We start from the raw sequence: 18,113 nt of genomic DNA on the forward strand, positions 1-18,113 counted from the left end.
TCGTGCCACATACTGTTCGAAGGGACACCCCATGAAGACTCGACTTCTCCCCGCAGCAGGCGTACTCGCCTGCGCCCTCCTGGCGCTCACCGCGTGTGACGCCAGCAAGCCCACCCCCTCCTCCTCCCCGGGAGACGGCACCGGTGCCGCCTCCGCGATCCCCGGCCCCGATACCGTGGCCACCGCGTGCCGCACCGACCTTAAGGTGGGGCTGGTCACCATCAACCTGCAGGCGCTGTTCTTTAACCAGATCAATACCGGCGCGCAGACCATCGCCGATAAGGCCGGCGTGGACCTGCAGATCGTCAGCGCCAACGACGATCCGCTCGCCCAGGTCACGGCCGTGGAACAGCTGATCACCCAGGGCGTGGACGCCGTGATTGTGCTCCCCATCGATACCGAGGGCATTAAGCCGGCAATCGACGCCGCCGCCTCCTCCAAGGTTCCCGTGGTGGTTGTGGACGGCATCGTGGAATCCGATGCGATCGCCAGCATGGTGGGCACCGCAAACGCCGAATCCAGCAAGAAGCTCGCGGAGTTCCTCGCCGCCGAGACCACCGAGCGCGGCGAGATCGGCATCGTGGGTGCGCTTAACAGCACCATCCAGCTCGACCGCCAGAAGGGCTTTGTGGACCAGGCCGTGGCCGATGGCTTCACCGAGGGCACCATCGTGGACGGCAAAAACGTGCAGGAGACCGCCCAGTCCGCGAGCGAAAACCTGCTCACCGGAAACCCCGACCTGAAATTCGCATTTGCCACCGGCGAACCCGCCCTCGTGGGCCTCGCGGCCGCCGTGGAAACCCAGAACGCGGGCGACCGCATCAGCGTTGTTGGCTGGGACCTGTCCCAGTCCGCCGTGACCGGCCTCAAGGAGGGCTGGCTTAAGGGCATCGTGCAGCAGAACACCTTCGGCTTCGGCTATGAGGGCATGAACGCCGCTATCAACGCGGCCTGCGGCGAGAAGACCGAAAAATTTGTTCCGATCGAGACCACCATCGTCACGCCCGAGAACTATACCGACTACCTGTACTACCTGGAGAAGTAATGAGCGCCGAAACCCCCCTCGTGGAGCTTCGCGATATCGTGAAGTCCTATGGTGCCGTGAAGTCCCTGCGCGGAGTAAACCTCCGGCTGGGACGCGGCGAGGTCCTGGGCCTCGTCGGCGATAACGGTGCCGGCAAGTCCACCGTCATGAAGGTGCTCGCGGGCGCCGAACAGCCCGATACCGGGCAGATCCTCATCGGCGGCGAAAAGGTCACCTTTCATACCCCGCGCGACGCACAGGAGCGGCGCATCGGCATGGTTTATCAGGACCTCGCCCTGTGCTCCACCCTCGACGTGGCGAGCAATTTTTTCCTCGGCCGCGAACCGCGCCGCGGCCCGCTGCTGGACCGCGCCCGCATGCACGATGTCACCACCAGCGAGCTCGCCCAGCTCGGCGTGCGCGTGAAATCCACCTATCAGGAGATTTCCCGGCTCTCGGGCGGCCAGCGCCAATCGGTGGCCATCGCCCGGGCCGTCTCGCTGAACCCCGATGTGCTCATCCTTGATGAGCCCACCGCGGCGCTCGCCGTGGCCGAGGTGGAACAGGTCCTGCGCCTGATCCGTACCGTGGCCGATCGCGGGGTGGGGGTCATCCTGATCACGCACCGCCTCCAGGACCTGTTCCGGGTATGCGATCGCATCACCGTGATGTACGAGGGACAGAGCGTGGACGATGTGCCCATCGGGGATCTGAATATCGAGAGCCTCGTGGGCCTGATCACCCGCACGGAGCCCGGCACCCGCGGCCACAGCGAGAGCGTGGTGCCCGCATGAGCGCCACGCTGCTGAGCGGCCACGAGCTGGCCCCCGCCTCCGTCGTGAAACCCTCCACCTGGGATCGCGCACATAAACCCACCGTGGTGATGTTTGGTGTCATGGCGGCCCTCTTCCTGCTGTTCTCGCTCACCGCCCCGGGGTTTTTCTCCTTCGCCAACGTGAGTAACCTCGCCACCCAGATCGCCCCCGCGGTGGTGGTCGGCGTGGCCATGACCTTCGTGATTACCACGGGGCAGATCGACCTCTCGGTGGGCTCGACCATCGCATTTGTCGCGGCCATCAGCGCCGAGCTGCTGCAGGCCGGGGTGCAGTCCTCGGTGGTGGTGCTGATTGCGCTCGCCGCGGGGGCCTTCTGGGGAACCGTGAACGGCTGGTTCTCCGCCTATCAGGGCATCCCCTCGTTTATCGTCACGCTCGCCACGATGTCGATCATCCGTGGCATCGCCCAGTTCCGCACCGGGGGCTTCTCGATTCCCATCGAGAAGGACACCCTGATCGGCCAGTTTGGCCGCGCATCCTTCCTCGGCTTCAGCTATCAGGCCTGGGTCGCGCTGATCATCGTGATCATCGGAATCGTGCTGCTGCACTATACGCGGTTTGGCAACTACGTAAACGGCATCGGGGCGCAGGAGGAATCGGTGCGTCGCGCCGGAATTAATACCCGCCGCATCAAGATGATTGTGCTGGGCATGACCGGCCTCACCGCCGGAATCGCCGGCATCATGATTGCCGCCCGCCTCGGCTCGGGCTCCTCCAACTCGGGGGTGGGCTTTGAGCTCACCGTGATCGCCGCGGTGGTCCTCGGCGGAACCGATCTCTTCGGCGGGCGCGGCACGGTCTTTGGCACGCTGATCGGAGCCGTGATCATCGGAATGATCGCCAATGGGCTGACGCTGCTGGGCGTGAGCGCGTTCCTCACCCCGATCCTCACGGGAGCCGTGATCATCGTGGCCATCTGGCTGAATATGCGCAGCGCCGGAATCGGTGCCGCCTGGCGTCGCTATGTGAAAAAATCATGATCCAGACCGTGGCCGGCCCGCTGCCCGCGGACCGGCTCGGGCGCACCCTCACCCATGAGCACCTCTTTAACGATGTGCGGGCGGCGGTGGTGCCCGGGGCCCGCCCGGGCACCGAGGATCTCCTGGATACCCCGATCGCCCGGGTGGATCGCACCCGGCTGATCACCGAACCCTATTCCAGCCGGGATAACTGCACCCTGGATGACCCGGCCGATGCCCTCGCCGAACTCGCCGCCTTCCGGGCGGCCGGCGGCTCCAGCGTGATCGATCTCACCCCGCCCGCGCTGGGCCGCAACCCCGCGGGGCTGCACCGGGCCTCCGTGGACAGCGGCATCAACGTGATCATGGGCTCGGGATGGTACCTGGAGAATTTTGAGACCGCGGCGGGCACCGCCGAATACGGCCGGGTGGATCGCCTCGCCGCCGCCCTGTCCGCGGAGTTCCGCGACGGAGTGGACGGGATCCGCCCCGGGGTCATCGGCGAGATCGGTATCTCGCCGGCATTCACCCCGGGGGAGGCCGCGGCGCTGCGCGCGGCCTGCCTGGTGCAACTCGACCACGGCGTCCCGCTGTTTATCCACCTTCCCGGATGGCAGCGCCGGGGGCCCGAGGTGCTGGGCATCGTCCTGGACGAGATGGGGGTGGACCCCGGGGCCGTGGTGCTGTGCCATATGGACCCCTCGGGCAGCGATGGCGGCTATCAGCGCGCGCTCGCCGATGCCGGGGTCTGGCTCGAATTCGACATGATCGGGATGCCCTTCAGCTATCCCGGCGAGGGCGTCTCACCCGGGGTCACCGAGACCGCGGATGCCCTCGCCGCCCTCGTCTCCGCGGGCCATAGCGACCGGCTCCTGCTCAGCCACGATCTCTTTTTGAAGGCCATGCTGGGCCGCTATGACGGGCGCGGGCTCGGCTTTGTGCCGGGCGAGTTCCGCGACCTCCTGCTTCACCGGGGGATCAACGCCGATCGGCTGCTTGATCACAACCCCGCCTCCCTGTTTATCCACGCACACAAAGGAATAACATCATCATGACAAACGTACTCATTGCCGGGGAATCCTGGATCACGCAGTCCACCCACATCAAGGGAATGGACTCGTTTACGACCCATAGCTATGTGGAGGGCGTGGGCCCCCTGCGCGATGCGCTCACCGCCGCCGGACATAATGTCACCTATCTGCCCGGCCACCTGGTGCCCACGCAGTTCCCGGAGACCGCCGAGGCACTCTCCGAATTTGACGTCATCATCCTCTCCGATATCGGGGCGAACTCGATCCAGCTCTCCCCGAGCGTATTTGAGAAATTTCAGACCGGGGTGGACCGCCTCGGGGTGCTCGCCGACTGGGTGGCCGCGGGCGGCGGATTTATGATGATCGGCGGCTATCTGTCCTTCACCGGATTTGAGGCCAAGGCGGCGTTTAGGCAGACCCGCATCGCCGAGGTGCTGCCCGTGGAGATGCTCGCGGAGGACGACCGCGCCGAGTTCCCGGGCGGCGTCATCGCCCGCGTGGATAACGCCGGCCACGAGGTCCTCGCGGGGATCTCCGGGCAGTGGCCCGCACTGCTGGGATATAACCGCACGGTGGCCCGCCCCGAGGCCGAGGTTCTGGCTACCGTGGGTGAGGACCCCCTGGTCGCGGTGGGTACCCACGGGGCCGGCCGCACCGCGGTCTTCACCTCGGACTGCTCGCCGCACTGGGCGCCCCCGGCCTTCTGCGAGGAGTGGGCCGGCTATGGCACGCTCTTTGGCAACCTGGTTGAGTGGCTGGGCCGGGCCCGGGCGTGACCACCCGGACCCTTCCGGGTGCGGCTCCCCTCGCGGGAGCCGCACCCGGCGGGCGCTCCGCGCGCCTGATCCACAGCTATTCCGCGGACCTCGATCGCGCGGGGCGGGTGCGCTTCATCCGGGAGATCACGGACCGTACCCTGAGCCAGACCCACTATGACCGCTATCTGCTGATCGAACGCGAATTTGTGCGCACCGCCCTGCGGATCACCGGCCTGTGTTTATGGAGCGAAACCGATTCGCTGCGGGCCCTGCATCACGCCCGCTCAATCGCGGCGCTCGCCGGGGAACAGCTGGACTATTTTGACCGGGCACTGGGCGACCGGGAGATCCCCGGGGCCGCCGCGGTGCTGGCGCGCTCGGCGGTGCTCTCGGAGTATGCGCTCGCCGCCGCGGAGAGGCACGGCTATCCCGGGGTGCTCACGTGCATGCTCGCCGCCGAAACCCTCTATGCCGGATGGTGTGGCCGCACCGTCGCGGGGTGGGAGGAGGGCGTGAGTGGCCCGCAGGCCGAATGGGTGCGGATGCATGCCACCCCGGCCTTTGCCACCCAGGCCCGGCTCCTCGGGGTGATGCTGGACGCGCAGGAAATTTCCGCGGACGGCGCCCTGGGCGAGGTCTTCCGGGGCATGCTCGCGGCCGAGGACAGCTTCCACGATTCCATCTATTCGAGCATAAAGGACACAGAATGAGCGGTATTCCCACGCGCGGCGATGTGGCCGCGCGCCTGAGCGAGGCCGGGATCGCCTGGGCCGAGATTCCGCTGGGCGGGGGCCGGGACATCATTGTTTCGGCACTCGGCGGCCGGGTCTACGGCCCGTTTACCCCGGGGAGCGAGGGCACCTCCGCCAACTGGGTTCCGGCGTTTTTTGGATCCCGCGAGGAATTTGCGCGCTTCCGCGCCTCGGGGCACTGGAACGTGGGCGGGGAACGGCACTGGATCGGCCCGGAGATCGCCTTTATGATCGGCGATCGCGCCGATTATTGGGGCAGCTATGTGCTGCCGCCCGCGATGGACCCCGCCGAGTATCGCCTGGTCACCGTGCCGGGCGGCGTGCGCCTGGAGACCGTTATGGAACTGCGCAGCCACCTGCCCGGTGCGGGCAGCGTGCGGCTCACCCTCGCGGTGGAGATCACCCCCGCCGCCCATCCGCTGCGCTATCTCGCGGGCGGAACTGGTGCGGCCTCCTATGCGGGCTATTCCAGCGCCGTGGAGCTAACCGTGGACGGACCCTCCGGGCAACCGGCCGAGTCCTGGAACCTGAACCAGGTGCCCGGCGGCGGCACCGCGCTGATCCCCGCGTTCTCGGAGGTGGAGGTCACCGATTATTATGAGCCCGTGGGCGGGAACCTGCGCCGGATCCCCGGGGGAGTGGCCGTGGATCTTCCCGGCGATACCCGCTTTAAAATTGGCCTCGCCGCGGCCCAGATCTCGGGCCGCCTGGGGCATCTCTCGGCCGCGGATTCCGCGGGGCGGCACACCCTCACGGTGCGTAATTTCCCCAATGATCCCTCCTCGGATTATTCCGAGGAACCCGATTTCTCGACCCATCGCGGTGACTCGCTGCACCTCTACGACGATGACGGCGGCCTCGGCGGCTTCGCCGAGTTGGAGGCCCGCGGCCACGGCGTGGGCGGGCAGGACGGGCAGACCCGCTCGCGCGACCGTTTCACGACGTGGAGCTTTTGGGGCACCCCCGCGGAACTCGCCCCCGTCGCCCAGACCCTCCTGGGGCTTTCCCTCCCCGACTCGACCCAAGGATAACCAAAATGAGCATAATACTCGCGGCACAGGATGCCGCACTGAAGGACCTCAACGACCTGACCGATCGCGGCATCCGCTTTCACGGAACCGCGGGCCTGGAGAGCGCCTCCCACTGGCTCGAGGAGCAGCTGCGCGCCGCGGGCCTGGCCGTGACCCGGCAGCGGGTTGCGGTCCCGGGCTGGGCCCCGGGCGAGGTCTGCCGGTTGCGCCTGACCTCGCCCGAGGAGCGCGAGATCCGGGCCTGGCCGCTGCTGTGGAGCGGCTCCACGGGCGGGGCCCGCCGCGGCCGCGTGGTCGAAATGGGGCCCGAGGGCCTCTGGGGTGACTCGATGGTCTGGCAAAAATTCCTGGTCCTGGACGAGGAGGGCGAGATCCTCGCCTATCTGATCGGGCGCGATAGCGGACGGGCCGCGCCGCAGCCGCTGCCCTCGGGCTCCGATTATGCGCGCGCCCATTTTGCCATCGGGCGCGAGGACGCCGATGCGCTCGCCCGCTCCCTCGCGGCGGGCGAGGAGGTCAGCGTGGAGCTGGAACTGGACTGCGTGCACGGGGGTGTGGCCGCCTCCGATAACCTGATCGTGGATATCCCGGCCGCCCCGGATGCGGCGGGGGAGGCCTGGCCCGAGGACCGGCACGTGCTGCTCTGCGCGCACTATGACACGTTCTGGAATACCCCGGGCGCCTACGATAACGGCTCGGGCACCATCGCGCTGCTGCGGCTTGCGCGCACCTGGGCCCATCACGCGCCGCCGCGCCCCGTGCGGCTGATCTTTTTCACGGGGGAGGAGTGGCATCTCAGCGGCTCGCGCGAATACCTCGCGCAGACCAGCCAGCACCAGCGCGATGCGATCGCCTATGTGCTGAATATTGACGGTTTGGGGCGGGGCGAATTTGTGGAGGCCTTTGCCGCGCCCGAGCGCTTCGAGGTGGAGTTCAGCCTGACCACGCGCGCCTATGCCGCGGCCACGCGGCCGGGACTGCGGGTGGTCTCCCGGTTCCCTCCCACCACGGGCACCGATGATGCCACGTTCTATCGCGCGGGGATCCCCTCGGGCTTTATGACGCTCAACGATCGCGAGCACCTGCATCAGCCCGAGGACCTGCCCAATCCCGAGATTGCCCAGAATATTATCTGGGTCGAGGGTCTCGCCGCGCACCTGCTTGAGACCCTCGCGGCACCCGCGCGGGCCGCGGCACCGGGCATTCTCTAGCCGCGTATTCCCGGGGTTGCGCCGCCGCGCGCCCCGGGAAACACCGTGCGCGCCCGGCGCGTACCCCGGGCCGGGCAGAATTGGGTAAAGTGGGATCAAATGGCTACTTTTGGAAATCTCTCAGATCGGCTCGCCGATACCTTCAGAAACCTGCGCAAAAAGGGCACGCTGTCGGCCTCGGACGTGGATGCCACCGTCCGCGAGATTCGTCGCGCCCTGATCGGCGCCGATGTCGCGTTTGACGTGGTTAAAGACTTCACCGGAAAGGTGCGCGAGCGCGCCCTGAGCGATGAGGTTAATAAGGCGCTGAACCCCGCCCAGCAGGTGGTGCAGATCGTCAACGAGGAGCTCATCACGATCCTCGGCGGCGAGCAGCGTCGCCTGCAGTTCGCCAAGACCGGTACCACGGTCATCATGCTGGCGGGTCTGCAGGGTGCGGGTAAAACCACGCTCGCCGGAAAGCTCTCCAAGTGGCTCGTTAAGGAGGGGCATACCCCGCTCCTGGTCGCCGCCGACCTGCAGCGCCCCAATGCCGTGACCCAGCTCACCGTTGTGGCCGAGCAGGCGGGTGCCGCGATCTTCGCGCCCGAGCCCGGCAACGGCGTGGGCGACCCGGTGAAGGTGGCCAAGGCCGGTGTGGCCTTCGCGGAGAAAAACCATCACGATGTCGTGATCGTGGATACCGCCGGTCGCCTCGGTGTGGACGAGGAAATGATGAAGCAGGCCGCGAAGATTCGCGCCGCCGTCAACCCCGATGAGGTCCTATTTGTCATCGATGCGATGATCGGTCAGGACGCCGTGAATACCGCCAAGGCCTTCCAGGAGGGCGTGGACTTCACCGGAGTGGTGCTCTCCAAGCTCGACGGTGACGCGCGCGGTGGTGCCGCACTCTCGGTGGCCTCGGTCACGGGACGCCCCATTATTTTTGCCTCCACGGGCGAGGGCCTGGACGACTTCGAGCCGTTCCACCCCGACCGCATGGCGAGCCGTATCCTCGACCTCGGAGATATCCTCACCCTGATCGAGCAGGCCCAGTCGGCCTTCGACGAGGAGGAGGCCGCGAAGCTCGCCGAGAAATTCGCGACCGATACCTTCACGCTGGAGGACTTCCTCAAGCAGATGCAGCAGCTGCGCAATATGGGTTCCATCAAGAAGATGATGGGCATGCTCCCGGGCATGGGCCAGATGAAGCAGCAGCTGGAAAACTTCGATGAGTCCGAGCTGTCCCGCACCGAGGCGATCATCCAGGCGATGACCCCCAAGGAGCGCCAGAACGCCAAGCTCCTGAACGGTTCGCGCCGCCTGCGTATCGCCAAGGGTTCGGGTACCACCGTGACCGAGGTCAACCAGCTCGTGGCGCGCTTTGAGCAGGCCGCGAAGATGATGAAAACCGTGGCCAAGGGCGGCATGCCGCAGATCCCCGGAATGGGTCCCGTTCCCGGCGGACGCGCCAAGATGCCCAAGAAAAACGCCAAGAAGAAGGGCGGCTCGCGCTCGGGTAACCCCGCCAAGCGGGCCACCGAAAACGCGGGCCTGTCCGCGGCCGAATCCGCGCGTCCCGTGGGCTCGGGCTTTGGCCTGACCGGCGGCTCCACCCCCACGGGGGAGCCGAGCGAGGAAGACATGGCCACGCTGCAGCGCATGCTGGGCAATAAGGGCTAGTTCCCGCCAACATAAAACGGCCGCCCCGGGTTTCCGGGACGGCCGTTTTATTTTGCCTGGTTAGCTCGGATCGGCCACGCGGCGGGCCAGCCGCTGCCGCAGCAGCACGGCGCCGCCGCCGAGAATCAGCAGCAGGGAGAGCGCGCGGGCCCAGCCCAGATCGGCGTTAAAACCGGTCTCGCCCAGGACTCCCGTGGCGGGGGTTCCCGGCCGGGCCGCGGGTGCGGCAGCGCCCGCGGCGGCGCCCTGCCCTGCTCCCGCGCCGGGGGTATTACCCGATCCGATCGGGGCGGTGATGGGGGTGCCCTGACCGCCCGTGAGCGAGCCCGAATCCTCGGACTGATAAACGCGCACATAGTCCACCAGCATCTGCGCGGGGAACTGCGTCTCGGCATTCGGGGAGCCGGGCCAGTCGCCGCCCACCGCGAGGTTGAGGATCAGATAGAACTCCTGATCGTAGACCCAGGGCTGGTTCAGCGTGTTTTCGACATAGTCCTTGGTGATCTCGAAGGTCGGGATCCCGTCCAGGGCGAAGCGGATTCCGGTGCTGTCCCAGTCCGCGGACCAGACGTGGAAATCCTCGGCGAGATTGGCCTGCGAGGGCAACGTAAACGACTGCCCCTGCCCGCCCATGCCCGAATAGCCGGGGCCGTGAATGGTCGAATGGGACACGCTGGGCTCATGCCCCAGCACCTCCATGATGTCGATCTCGCCGTTGGCGGGCCAGGGGCGGCCCTCCAGGAAGCTGGAGCCCATCATCCAGAACGCGGGCCAGAGGCCGCGTCCCTCGGGTACCTTCACGCGCGCCTCAAAGCGGCCATACTGGGCATGCAGGAGGCCGGAGGTATTGAGCCGCCCGGACGTATAAACCTTCGCCCCGTGCAGGTCGTCCACCTTGGCCTCGACGATCAGGTTTCCCTCGCCATCGTGACGCACGTTATTGGTGTTGGCGGTATAGAGCTGAAGCTCGGCATTATTATTATCGCCGGCCCGGGCGGTGTTATCCATGACCCAGCGATCGGGATGGGCGGCCGATCCCGCGGGTTCGTTAAACTCATCGCTCCAGACCAGTTCGAGGTTGTCAAAATCGGGGTCGGTGGCTCCCGCGGGCGGGGTGACCGGGTCTCCGCCGGTGCCGTATACGCGGAACTCGGCGATCGAATAGCCGTATTTATTGCCCCAGACCACGGCGCGCTCCTGCATCGTGAGCCGCAGAAACCGGCCCGCGGTGGGTTCCAGTGTGATGATGTCCTTATTGCCGGTGCCGCCGATGGTGCCGTAGACCTGGGTCCACGGGCCGTCGACCTCGGAGGCGATATCGAGGCGGTAGGCGGTGGCAAAGGCGGGGTCCCAGCGCAGCGATACCTGGGAGACCACGGCGGGGGCGCCCAGGTCTACCATGACCCAGGCATCATCGGACCAGTCCTCCTCGGCCACGGCCCAGCGCGAGCCCATGTCCTGATCGAACATTTTATCCGGCGTGCACTCCACGCAGCGGATATCGTTTTGGCTCGAGGAGGCGGTGCCGGGTTTTTGATAGCTCAGCAGCTCGGTGCCCGGGGTTTTTCCCTCGTCATAGGCGGTCGGGAGCTCCTCGCGGTCATCGCCGTATACCCGGAACTCCCACATCGAGACACCAAACTGGGAGGAGCGCACGAGCGCGCTCATGCGGATAAAACGCACATCGGTGGCCGCGGTACTCGCCCGGATGACATCGGTTTTTCCGTCGCTGCCGGTCACGGTGCTGAGGGTGTCCCAGTCCCAACCATTTCGCGAGGTATCGATGCGGTAATCGGTGGCATAGGAGGTTTCCCAGTCGATGGCCACCGCGGAAACGTTATAGCGCGCCCCGAGGTCCAGCATGATCCACTCGTTATCGGTGGCGGCCGAGGACCAGCGCAGCGTCGGATCCTCGCGCGTGGCATTGCCCGGCGCGTGCGCGGGGTTTTCCACGGAGGAGGCGAGGGCCTTGGCGCCGCGGGAGATCAGGGTTCCCAGCTCGGGATCGCCGGGGGTCTCGGGGACATCCGGGAGGTCCACACACTCGGAGCCAAAGACACCCATCTCAAAGAGCGAGATGCCGTGGGGCAGCGCCCGCTCGATCGAGGTCAGGCGCACGGCGCTCACATTGGAGGCATCGATCAGGCCGGTCACGGATTCGGTGCCTCCCGTGCCCGCGGTTACCTCTTTAAGGGTGGTGAGTACGCCATCCACGCGACCCTCCACCCGATACTGGCGGGCATAGGCGGCCTCCCAGGTGAGTTCGAGGCGATCCAGGGTGCACGCGGCGCCGAGGGAGATCTCGGCCCAGGCGCCCTCCCCGGTCTCGCTCGCCCAACGGGTTTGGGGGTCGCCATCGGTGAGGTTCGCGGGGAGGTGTGGGGCCTGGGTGCTGGAGACCGTGACGGGCTTGCCCGCGCTGAGGAGGGTGGCGGGGGCCGCCGAGGCCGGGCTGATCAGGGTCAGCGATCCGGCAAGGATCAGGGAGAGCCCGATCGTGCCGGCCAGTAGTGAGCGGGCGCGGCCCAGTGGCGCGCGCAGGGGGAAAATAGGCAACATACTCCTTCGTGTGTTGTGGCGCGCGGGCATCGTGTGGTGATGCTCCGCGTGTTCTCGCGTTTATGGGCTCGCCCGTGCCGTGCTGGGGGCTTCTATAATCGCTGGTTAACTTACTAACAGACCAGTAAGCGATTGCGCAACTCCGAATCCAACTATTTGGGGAATGCGGAACGGGCGGAGGCGGCGGGTGGGCCCGCGTATCGGGGGCGCGCGCAATCGCGCCGCCCGGGTCGCGGCGGCACCGGGTCGCGGCGCGCGGGCGGGAGCGCCGGGGGAGTGGGGCCCGGGCGGGGCGGCTGGATCTGGGAGGGGAAAATGGCGCGCCCCACACCGCTTCGGTATCGCTGGACGCGGCGGGGCAGCTCTCGGGATTCGGGGTGTGCCCGATGGTCGGCGAGGGGTCCCGCCGCCGGGCGGGGCGGAGATCGGCCCGCGCCGGTTGGGGCCGCGGCGGGCTACTCGCGCAATTCGCGCGCCAGCGCCGCCACCACCGTGCGCAGGTCGCCGTCGTGGGCGGCCGCCACGGCGAGCTGGCGCCGATAGCTGCCGCCCCCCGCGATGATCCCGGCCACCCCCGCGAGTTCGGCCGCACAACCGAGCCGCTCGGCGGTGGGGGCCAGCTCCACCAGGAGCTCGGCGAGGTGTTCGGTCACGAGGCGCTCATCGCCCGCGGCATTCACCACGAGGATTGCGTCAAGCCCATAGCGCGCGGCCCGCCATTTATTTTCGCGAATAAACCAGGGCTGCAGCGTGGTGAGCTCCTCGCCCCGGTCCAGGCGCGCGGACATATATTCAACCAGGCAGTGAATGAGCGCTGCCACCGCCGCGAACTCCCGCGTGGTGCTCGCGGCATCACAGGAGCGCATCTCCACGGTGCCCCACTGCGGGCTGGGGCGAATATCCCAGCGCACCTCGGTATGGTCCTCGATGATCCCGGTATGGGTCATATCCGCCACATAGCGCTCAAACTCGGGCCACTGGGTGAACTGGGCCGGTGCCCCCGCCGTGGGGAGCTGCTGAAACATCAGGGAGCGATTGGAGGCATAGCCGGTATCCACGCCGCCCCAGAACGGGCTCGACGCACTCAGCGCCTGGAGATGGGGCGAAAACGTCATCAGGCCATCGATCAGGGGCAGCGCCTTGGCCACATCCTCCACGCCGACATGCACATGCATGCCCCAGATCATCATGTTCCGCCCCCACCAGCGGGTGCGGTCGATCAGGCGGTGGTAGCGCTCCTTATCGGTCACCGGCTGGTCAAACCACTGCCCAAACGGGTGTGACCCGGCGGAGATCAGCTCGATGCCCAGCGGATCGGTCACCGCGCGCACCTCCGCGAGTTGACCGCGCAGATCGGTGATCGCGGAGGGCACCGTATGGTGCACGGCGCTGACCAATTCCACGGTATTCAGCAGGAGTTCGCCGGTGATATGCGGGTGTTCCAGGCCCTCCGGGGTGCGCAGGGAGGCCAGGACCTCATCGGCCCGGGAGACCAGATCTCCGCTCTCCGGGTCCACGAGGGCGAGCTCCCACTCCAGCCCGATTGTGGATCGTTCGGAGTGCGCAAAATCGATTTTCATGGCCTGCTGAGTGTCCCTTCACCGCCGAGTGTCTTCCGCAATTCTGACACGCTTATAAACCCGATTACACGGATGCGACGATTTCTGACAGAATGGGTGATTGAGTCCGTGCACAACCGACCCTCTATCAGTTGTGCAATGGACCCCTCGAGCTTTCGCCGCGTGTGCACCCCACGCGCTCGGCAACCAGTTCACCACACTAAACATCACAGGAGAATTGTGGCTGTCAAGATTCGTCTCAAGCGCATGGGTAAGATCCGTGCACCGTACTATCGTGTCGTCGTTGCCGACTCGCGCACCAAGCGCGACGGTCGCGTGATCGAGGAGATCGGAAAGTACCACCCCACCGAGGAGCCCTCGTTCATCGAGATCAACTCCGACCGTGCCCAGTACTGGCTCTCCGTGGGCGCACAGCCCACCGAGCAGGTTGCTGCGCTCCTGAAGCTCACGGGCGACTGGGGCAAGTTCAAGGGTGATAAGGACGCCGTTTCGACCGTTAAGGTCAAGGAGCCCAAGGCTCCCTTCGTGATTGACGCGAAGAAGAAGCCCGTTCTGAAGCCCAAGGTGGAGAAGGCTCCGGCCAAGGTTGAAGAGCCCGCCGCCGAGGCCGCTGAAGCAGCTACCGAAGAAGAAACGGCGTAATTTTGCTCTCTCCCGCTCTGGAACATCTCGTTAAAGGGATTGTCGACCACCCGGAAGACGTCCAGGTCGCGGCGAAGAGCACGACGCGCGGCGAGATCCTCGAGGTTCGTGTGAACCCCGAGGATCTCGGCCGCGTGATCGGCCGCTCGGGTCGCACCGCCAAGGCGCTGCGTACCCTGGTCAATTCATTGGCCGGCGGGGCTCGGGTCCGTGTTGACGTTGTCGACACCGACGCAACTGCCCGATGAGCCCGGCAGAACAGCCCCGAAAAAATCAGCTGCGCGTCGGCCGGCTGACCAAGGCCCACGGGCTTAAGGGCGCACTCAAGCTTGAACTTTTCACCGATGACCCCGCGCACCGTTTTGTGCCCGGCGCGGTCTTCACCCTGCAAGTCCCGACCGGCTCCAAGTGGCACGGTAAAACCATCGAGCTTGATGAGCTGCGCTGGTATAACGGGCATGCGGTGGCGTTCTTTAACGGCGTGGATAACCGCGATGAGGCGGATACCCTGATTAAGGCGATCCTCTGGATCGACGCCGATGCCACCCCCGATAACGATGAGCCCGATGCCTGGTATGACCACCAGCTGATCGGCCTGCGCGTGCTGCGCGATGGTGCCGAGGTGGGTACGCTGCTGCGCGTGGAGCACATGCCCGCGCAGGATCTGCTGATCGTGCGCACCGCCGATGGCGAGGTGATGGTTCCGTTTGTTTCGGCCATCGTGCCCGAGGTAAACGTGGCCGAGGGCTTTGTGGTGGTCACCCCTCCCGCCGGCCTCTTTGAGGAGCTGCCGGATACGGTGGAGCCCACCCCGAAGAAGGAGGTCCTGGAGGCGCGCGCCGCCGAGGCCGCCGCCCGGGACGCCGGCGACGCGGATGATTCCGCGGAAGCACCCGCCAACCCCACCGCATAGGGAGTCCTCCATGAGGATCGATATTATTTCCATTTTCCCCGAGTATTTTGACGTCCTTGACGTCTCTCTGCTGGGAAAGGCCCGGCAGTCGGGGCTGATCGATATGAACGTGCATAACCTGCGCGATTTCACGCATGATCGGCACCGTACCGTGGACGATACGCCCTATGGTGGCGGGGCCGGCATGGTTATGAAGCCCGAGCCCTGGGGCGAGGCGCTGGATTCCGTGCTGGGCTCCGAGCCGACCGCCGTGAGCGAGGACTCCCCGCTGGTGATCTTCCCGTCCCCTGCCGGGGACGTGTTTAACCAGGCGATGGCCCGCGAGCTGAGCCAGGAGAAATCGCTGGTCTTTGGCTGCGGCCGCTATGAGGGCATCGACCAGCGGGTTTTTGATCACACCGCCACCCGCGCGCGCGTGCGCCTGGTGAGCCTGGGCGATTATGTGTTAAACGGCGGCGAGGTTGCGGTGCTCGCGATGATCGAGGCCATCGGCCGCCTCATCCCGGGCATGGTGGGCAATCCCGATTCGCTCGTGGAGGAATCGCACGAGGATGGCCTCCTGGAATACCCGAGCTATACCAAGCCGCAGACGTGGCGCGATCTAGAGGTCCCCGCGGTGCTGCGCAGCGGCAACCACGGTGCCGTGGACGCCTGGCGGCGCGAACAGCAGATCGAGCGCACGCGCCGCGTGCGACCCGATCTGCTCGGCGAGGCCTAACCCCGCGATCCGCCTCGTCCCGGTGGCGCGCCGGGCGCGCGTCAGCGGGAGCGCCGCCTCCGGGACTCCGCCCTCCACTGGGCATGCTGCCGGGCCAGAGCCTCGGCATCACCCCGGCGGTCCCGATACGCAATCTCGCGGTGGATCCGCTGCCAGCTGATGAGCCGACGCCGCGAGATGTCCCCGGCCTCGACCGCGGAGAGGACCGCACAACCGGGCTCTACCGTGTGGGTGCAGTCCCCAAAGCGGCATTTTTTGGCGGCCTCGGTGATTTCGGCGAAGGTCTCGTCCACTCCCTCCTCGCTCGCGAGGAGATCAAGCGAACGGATTCCCGGCAGATCCAGGAGCATTCCGCCGTCCGTGAGCGGATAGAGCTGTCGGGAGGTGGTGGTGTGGCGGCCCTGCCCCGCCGCGCCCACCTCCCGCACCGGTTCCGCACGTCCCTCGAGCGCATTCAGCAGGGAGGTTTTGCCCGCCCCGCTGGCCCCCAGCATCGTTGTGGTGGTGCCCGGAGCCATGATCTCGCGGAGCCGGTTCAGCCCCAGCCCGGTGACCGCGCTGGTGAGAAGCACCTCCATTCCCGGTACGGTATCGGATACCGCGCGTTGCGTGGCCGCCGGATCGGCCACGGTATCCGCCTTGGTGAGCACGGTCAGCGGCTGGGCGCCGCTGTCCCAGGCGAGCACGGCGAGGCGTTCCAGGGCCCCGAGGCTCGGCTGGTGTTCCAGCGAGAGCACCAGCAGGATATGGTCGATATTTGCCGCGAGTATCTGCACCCCGGTTCCGCGCGGATCGGGCCGTGACAGGGTGGTGTGGCGCACCGCCAGCTCGAGGATACGCTCCTCGCCCGCCAGGACCCAGTCCCCGGTGATCGGCGTGGCCGCGAGCGTGGGGGAGAGGCCCAATACGTGATATTCGAGCCGGTCGTTCCGGGCCAGGAGCACATCGGCCCGCGCGCCGTGCATTGCCACGACCCGGCCGGGGTGGGCGCCGGAGAGGAGCGCGGCCGCATCCTCACGGCCGGTGCTATCCCGCGAGAGCCAGCGCAGTTCGGCCCGCTCGGGGAGGCCCAGCCGGCGCAGTAGTGCCATTGTCTGTGTCATGAGTTTTCTCCAAGAGGGGTATCCCGGGAGCGGTGGATGAACGTGCCGGCGATCAGGCCGCCGATCAGGATGAGGCCCGCGAGGGCGCCAAGAAACCAGGTCATACCCAGCCACCGGGCCAGCGGAAGGCTGATCACCAGGCCCACGGGAACCATCACCGATCTCAGCGTCTGCTCCACCGCGCCCACCCGGGAGAGTGCGGAGTTGGGGATGGTCCGTTGCAGATAGGTATCAAAGAGAACCTCGGCGATGGCCACCGCCGCGGCGGTGAGCGCAAAGGCCCCTGTCAGCGCGATGATATTCGGCACCAGGCCAAAGCAGAGCAGCTGAAGGGGTGGGCAGAGGGCGAGTATCCAGAGAATATAGAGCGGGGGGCGGCCGACCCTGACCCATCCGGCGAGGAAGGAACCGAGGAGTCCCCCGGCGGCGAGTGCGGTGGTGAGGGCGGCCCAGGAGGCCATATTTCCGAATATATCCCGGGCCATCAGCGGTCCAAGCACGCTGGTGGCCGCGGCCCCCAGCTGCACCGGGCACCACAGCAGGATGAGGGCCAGCAGCGCCGGATAGCGGGTGAGGAGGCGCAGGCCGTTTCGGAAACCGGAATCCACCGCGGTCTCCTCGGCCCCACTCGCGGCCTCCGCGACGGAGGGGGGTGTCCCCGTGCCCCGGCGGCGGAGACGATATAACCACGCGAGGCAGAGGAGGGACACCAAAAATGTGGCGCAGTCGAAGAATAATGCGGTTTCCACCCCGCCGGCCACGGTTAATAATGTGGCGAGGGTGGGGCCGAGCAGCATGCCCGTATTAAAGGCGATATCGATCGCGGAATTTGCTCTTTGGAGCGATTCCGGGGGCAATAACTCGGGGAGCAGGCCGATGCTCGCCGGCAGATAAAAGGCCGTTCCCGCCCCGTAGAGTGCCGCGGAGATGCCAAGATGCCACAGCGTTGCGGTACCCGTGATAAACCCCAGGATCGGGATGAGCTGCGCGAGCAGGCGCACAACATCCGCGACCCACATCACCGCGACCCGGTCCACACGATCGGCAACCGTGCCTCCCGCCGCCACACAGAGCATCCGTGCGATCCAGAGCGAGAGCAAAACTATGGGCATGCCCCAGCCGGAATCGGATACGGCCAGGGCCGCAAAGGCAAAGGTCACCGGGATAATGCCATCGCCGATATACGAAAACGCCTGGCCCAAATAATAGGTGCGAAAGGCCCCGACCCGAAAGGGGTGGGGCGCCGGGGTGAGCCCTGGCCTCATCGGTGGGCACCGCCGGGGAGGAAAGCATGGTGGGACGGGAGAGCGCTCAGCGTGGGTCCTTTGGTGGTA

At 66.6% G+C, this 18,113-nt stretch carries 17 protein-coding genes; 13 read left to right on the forward strand and 4 right to left on the reverse strand.

The annotated features are described in order from the left end of the window. Nucleotides 1-31 precede the first annotated feature (31 nt). The 9 genes from KXZ72_RS00195 (at nt 32) to ffh (ending at nt 9,264) form a co-directional block, all read left to right on the forward strand. Nucleotides 32-1,045: a substrate-binding domain-containing protein gene (locus tag KXZ72_RS00195; RefSeq protein WP_226081701.1), complete on the forward strand. Its 1,014-nt coding sequence runs from the start codon at nt 32-34 to the stop codon at nt 1,043-1,045. Continuing rightward, nucleotides 1,045-1,818: an ATP-binding cassette domain-containing protein gene (locus KXZ72_RS00200; RefSeq protein ID WP_226081702.1), complete on the forward strand. Its 774-nt coding sequence runs from the start codon at nt 1,045-1,047 to the stop codon at nt 1,816-1,818. The genes KXZ72_RS00195 and KXZ72_RS00200 overlap by 1 nt, the downstream gene beginning before the upstream one ends. Continuing rightward, nucleotides 1,815-2,840 carry an ABC transporter permease gene (locus tag KXZ72_RS00205; RefSeq protein ID WP_226081703.1) on the forward strand — a complete coding sequence of 342 codons (1,026 nt, stop codon included), beginning with the start codon at nt 1,815-1,817 and terminating at the stop codon, nt 2,838-2,840. Before KXZ72_RS00200 ends, KXZ72_RS00205 begins: the two co-directional genes overlap by 4 nt. After that, entirely contained in the window at nt 2,837-3,874 is a 1,038-nt protein-coding gene (locus tag KXZ72_RS00210; protein ID WP_226081704.1) for a phosphotriesterase family protein, read from the forward strand. The genes KXZ72_RS00205 and KXZ72_RS00210 overlap by 4 nt, the downstream gene beginning before the upstream one ends. Further along, a complete protein-coding gene (locus tag KXZ72_RS00215; protein WP_226081705.1) occupies nt 3,871-4,626 on the forward strand; it encodes a glutamine amidotransferase in 756 nt (251 codons plus the stop codon). Before KXZ72_RS00210 ends, KXZ72_RS00215 begins: the two co-directional genes overlap by 4 nt. Further along, nucleotides 4,623-5,318, forward strand: a complete 696-nt coding sequence (locus tag KXZ72_RS00220) for a TenA family protein (RefSeq protein ID WP_226081706.1) — start codon at nt 4,623-4,625, stop codon at nt 5,316-5,318. Before KXZ72_RS00215 ends, KXZ72_RS00220 begins: the two co-directional genes overlap by 4 nt. Further along, complete coding sequence (locus KXZ72_RS00225) at nt 5,315-6,391, forward strand: DUF6786 family protein (RefSeq protein ID WP_226081707.1); 1,077 nt, start codon at nt 5,315-5,317, stop codon at nt 6,389-6,391. Before KXZ72_RS00220 ends, KXZ72_RS00225 begins: the two co-directional genes overlap by 4 nt. 5 nt (nt 6,392-6,396) lie before the next feature. Next, the gene (locus KXZ72_RS00230) at nt 6,397-7,602 is read left to right on the forward strand and encodes a M20/M25/M40 family metallo-hydrolase (protein ID WP_226081708.1); all 1,206 of its coding nucleotides are present in this window, start codon (nt 6,397-6,399) and stop codon (nt 7,600-7,602) included. Between the two features lie 99 nt (nt 7,603-7,701). Next, entirely contained in the window at nt 7,702-9,264 is a 1,563-nt protein-coding gene (gene ffh, locus KXZ72_RS00235) for a signal recognition particle protein (RefSeq protein ID WP_226081709.1), read from the forward strand. A 60-nt stretch (nt 9,265-9,324) separates the two neighbouring features. Here the strand turns inward: ffh and KXZ72_RS00240 are convergent, their stop codons facing one another. Both KXZ72_RS00240 and KXZ72_RS00245 read right to left on the reverse strand, forming a co-directional pair. Next, nucleotides 9,325-11,823 carry a discoidin domain-containing protein gene (locus KXZ72_RS00240; RefSeq protein ID WP_226081710.1) on the reverse strand — a complete coding sequence of 833 codons (2,499 nt, stop codon included), beginning with the start codon at nt 11,821-11,823 and terminating at the stop codon, nt 9,325-9,327. Nucleotides 11,824-12,278: 455 nt separating this feature from the next. Further along, nucleotides 12,279-13,403 carry a glutamate--cysteine ligase gene (locus KXZ72_RS00245; protein WP_226081711.1) on the reverse strand — a complete coding sequence of 375 codons (1,125 nt, stop codon included), beginning with the start codon at nt 13,401-13,403 and terminating at the stop codon, nt 12,279-12,281. 219 nt (nt 13,404-13,622) lie between these two features. Between KXZ72_RS00245 and rpsP the strand changes: the two genes are divergently transcribed. Genes rpsP through trmD form a run of 4 tightly spaced genes read left to right on the forward strand, consistent with a single transcriptional unit; the run spans nt 13,623 to nt 15,676 of the window. After that, the gene (gene rpsP, locus KXZ72_RS00250; RefSeq protein WP_226081712.1) at nt 13,623-14,045 is read left to right on the forward strand and encodes a 30S ribosomal protein S16; all 423 of its coding nucleotides are present in this window, start codon (nt 13,623-13,625) and stop codon (nt 14,043-14,045) included. A 2-nt stretch (nt 14,046-14,047) separates the two neighbouring features. Beyond that, the gene (locus tag KXZ72_RS00255; protein ID WP_226081713.1) at nt 14,048-14,293 is read left to right on the forward strand and encodes an RNA-binding protein; all 246 of its coding nucleotides are present in this window, start codon (nt 14,048-14,050) and stop codon (nt 14,291-14,293) included. Continuing rightward, the gene (rimM, locus tag KXZ72_RS00260) at nt 14,290-14,958 is read left to right on the forward strand and encodes a ribosome maturation factor RimM (RefSeq protein WP_226081714.1); all 669 of its coding nucleotides are present in this window, start codon (nt 14,290-14,292) and stop codon (nt 14,956-14,958) included. The genes KXZ72_RS00255 and rimM overlap by 4 nt, the downstream gene beginning before the upstream one ends. A 10-nt stretch (nt 14,959-14,968) precedes the next feature. Continuing rightward, nucleotides 14,969-15,676, forward strand: coding sequence for a tRNA (guanosine(37)-N1)-methyltransferase TrmD (gene trmD / locus KXZ72_RS00265; protein WP_226081715.1), 708 nt, complete (start codon nt 14,969-14,971; stop codon nt 15,674-15,676). A gap of 41 nt (nt 15,677-15,717) precedes the next feature. On the opposite strand, the gene rsgA is transcribed toward trmD, so the two are convergent. Together rsgA and KXZ72_RS00275 are read right to left on the reverse strand one after the other, a co-directional pair. After that, nucleotides 15,718-16,779, reverse strand: a complete 1,062-nt coding sequence (gene rsgA / locus KXZ72_RS00270; RefSeq protein WP_226081716.1) for a ribosome small subunit-dependent GTPase A — start codon at nt 16,777-16,779, stop codon at nt 15,718-15,720. After that, a complete protein-coding gene (locus KXZ72_RS00275; RefSeq protein WP_226081717.1) occupies nt 16,776-18,044 on the reverse strand; it encodes an MFS transporter in 1,269 nt (422 codons plus the stop codon). Before KXZ72_RS00275 ends, rsgA begins: the two co-directional genes overlap by 4 nt. Between the last annotated feature and the right edge of the window lie 69 nt (nt 18,045-18,113).

The sequence above is a fragment of the Mycetocola spongiae genome (assembly GCF_020424085.1).
Taxonomy (GTDB): domain Bacteria; phylum Actinomycetota; class Actinomycetes; order Actinomycetales; family Microbacteriaceae; genus Mycetocola; species Mycetocola spongiae.

Excerpts from the sequence above, each read along its gene's own strand:
- KXZ72_RS00195 (WP_226081701.1), top strand. The coding sequence starts at position 32 with ATGAAGACTCGACTTCTCCCCGCAGCAGGCGTACTCGCCTGCGCCCTC.
- KXZ72_RS00200 (WP_226081702.1), top strand. The coding sequence starts at position 1,045 with ATGAGCGCCGAAACCCCCCTCGTGGAGCTTCGCGATATCGTGAAGTCC.
- KXZ72_RS00205 (WP_226081703.1), top strand. The coding sequence starts at position 1,815 with ATGAGCGCCACGCTGCTGAGCGGCCACGAGCTGGCCCCCGCCTCCGTC.
- KXZ72_RS00210 (WP_226081704.1), top strand. The coding sequence starts at position 2,837 with ATGATCCAGACCGTGGCCGGCCCGCTGCCCGCGGACCGGCTCGGGCGC.
- KXZ72_RS00215 (WP_226081705.1), top strand. The coding sequence starts at position 3,871 with ATGACAAACGTACTCATTGCCGGGGAATCCTGGATCACGCAGTCCACC.
- KXZ72_RS00225 (WP_226081707.1), top strand. The coding sequence starts at position 5,315 with ATGAGCGGTATTCCCACGCGCGGCGATGTGGCCGCGCGCCTGAGCGAG.
- KXZ72_RS00230 (WP_226081708.1), top strand. The coding sequence starts at position 6,397 with ATGAGCATAATACTCGCGGCACAGGATGCCGCACTGAAGGACCTCAAC.
- ffh (WP_226081709.1), top strand. The coding sequence starts at position 7,702 with ATGGCTACTTTTGGAAATCTCTCAGATCGGCTCGCCGATACCTTCAGA.
- KXZ72_RS00240 (WP_226081710.1), bottom strand. The coding sequence starts at position 11,823 with ATGTTGCCTATTTTCCCCCTGCGCGCGCCACTGGGCCGCGCCCGCTCA.
- KXZ72_RS00245 (WP_226081711.1), bottom strand. The coding sequence starts at position 13,403 with ATGAAAATCGATTTTGCGCACTCCGAACGATCCACAATCGGGCTGGAG.
- rimM (WP_226081714.1), top strand. The coding sequence starts at position 14,290 with ATGAGCCCGGCAGAACAGCCCCGAAAAAATCAGCTGCGCGTCGGCCGG.
- trmD (WP_226081715.1), top strand. The coding sequence starts at position 14,969 with ATGAGGATCGATATTATTTCCATTTTCCCCGAGTATTTTGACGTCCTT.
- rsgA (WP_226081716.1), bottom strand. The coding sequence starts at position 16,779 with ATGACACAGACAATGGCACTACTGCGCCGGCTGGGCCTCCCCGAGCGG.
- KXZ72_RS00275 (WP_226081717.1), bottom strand. The coding sequence starts at position 18,044 with ATGAGGCCAGGGCTCACCCCGGCGCCCCACCCCTTTCGGGTCGGGGCC.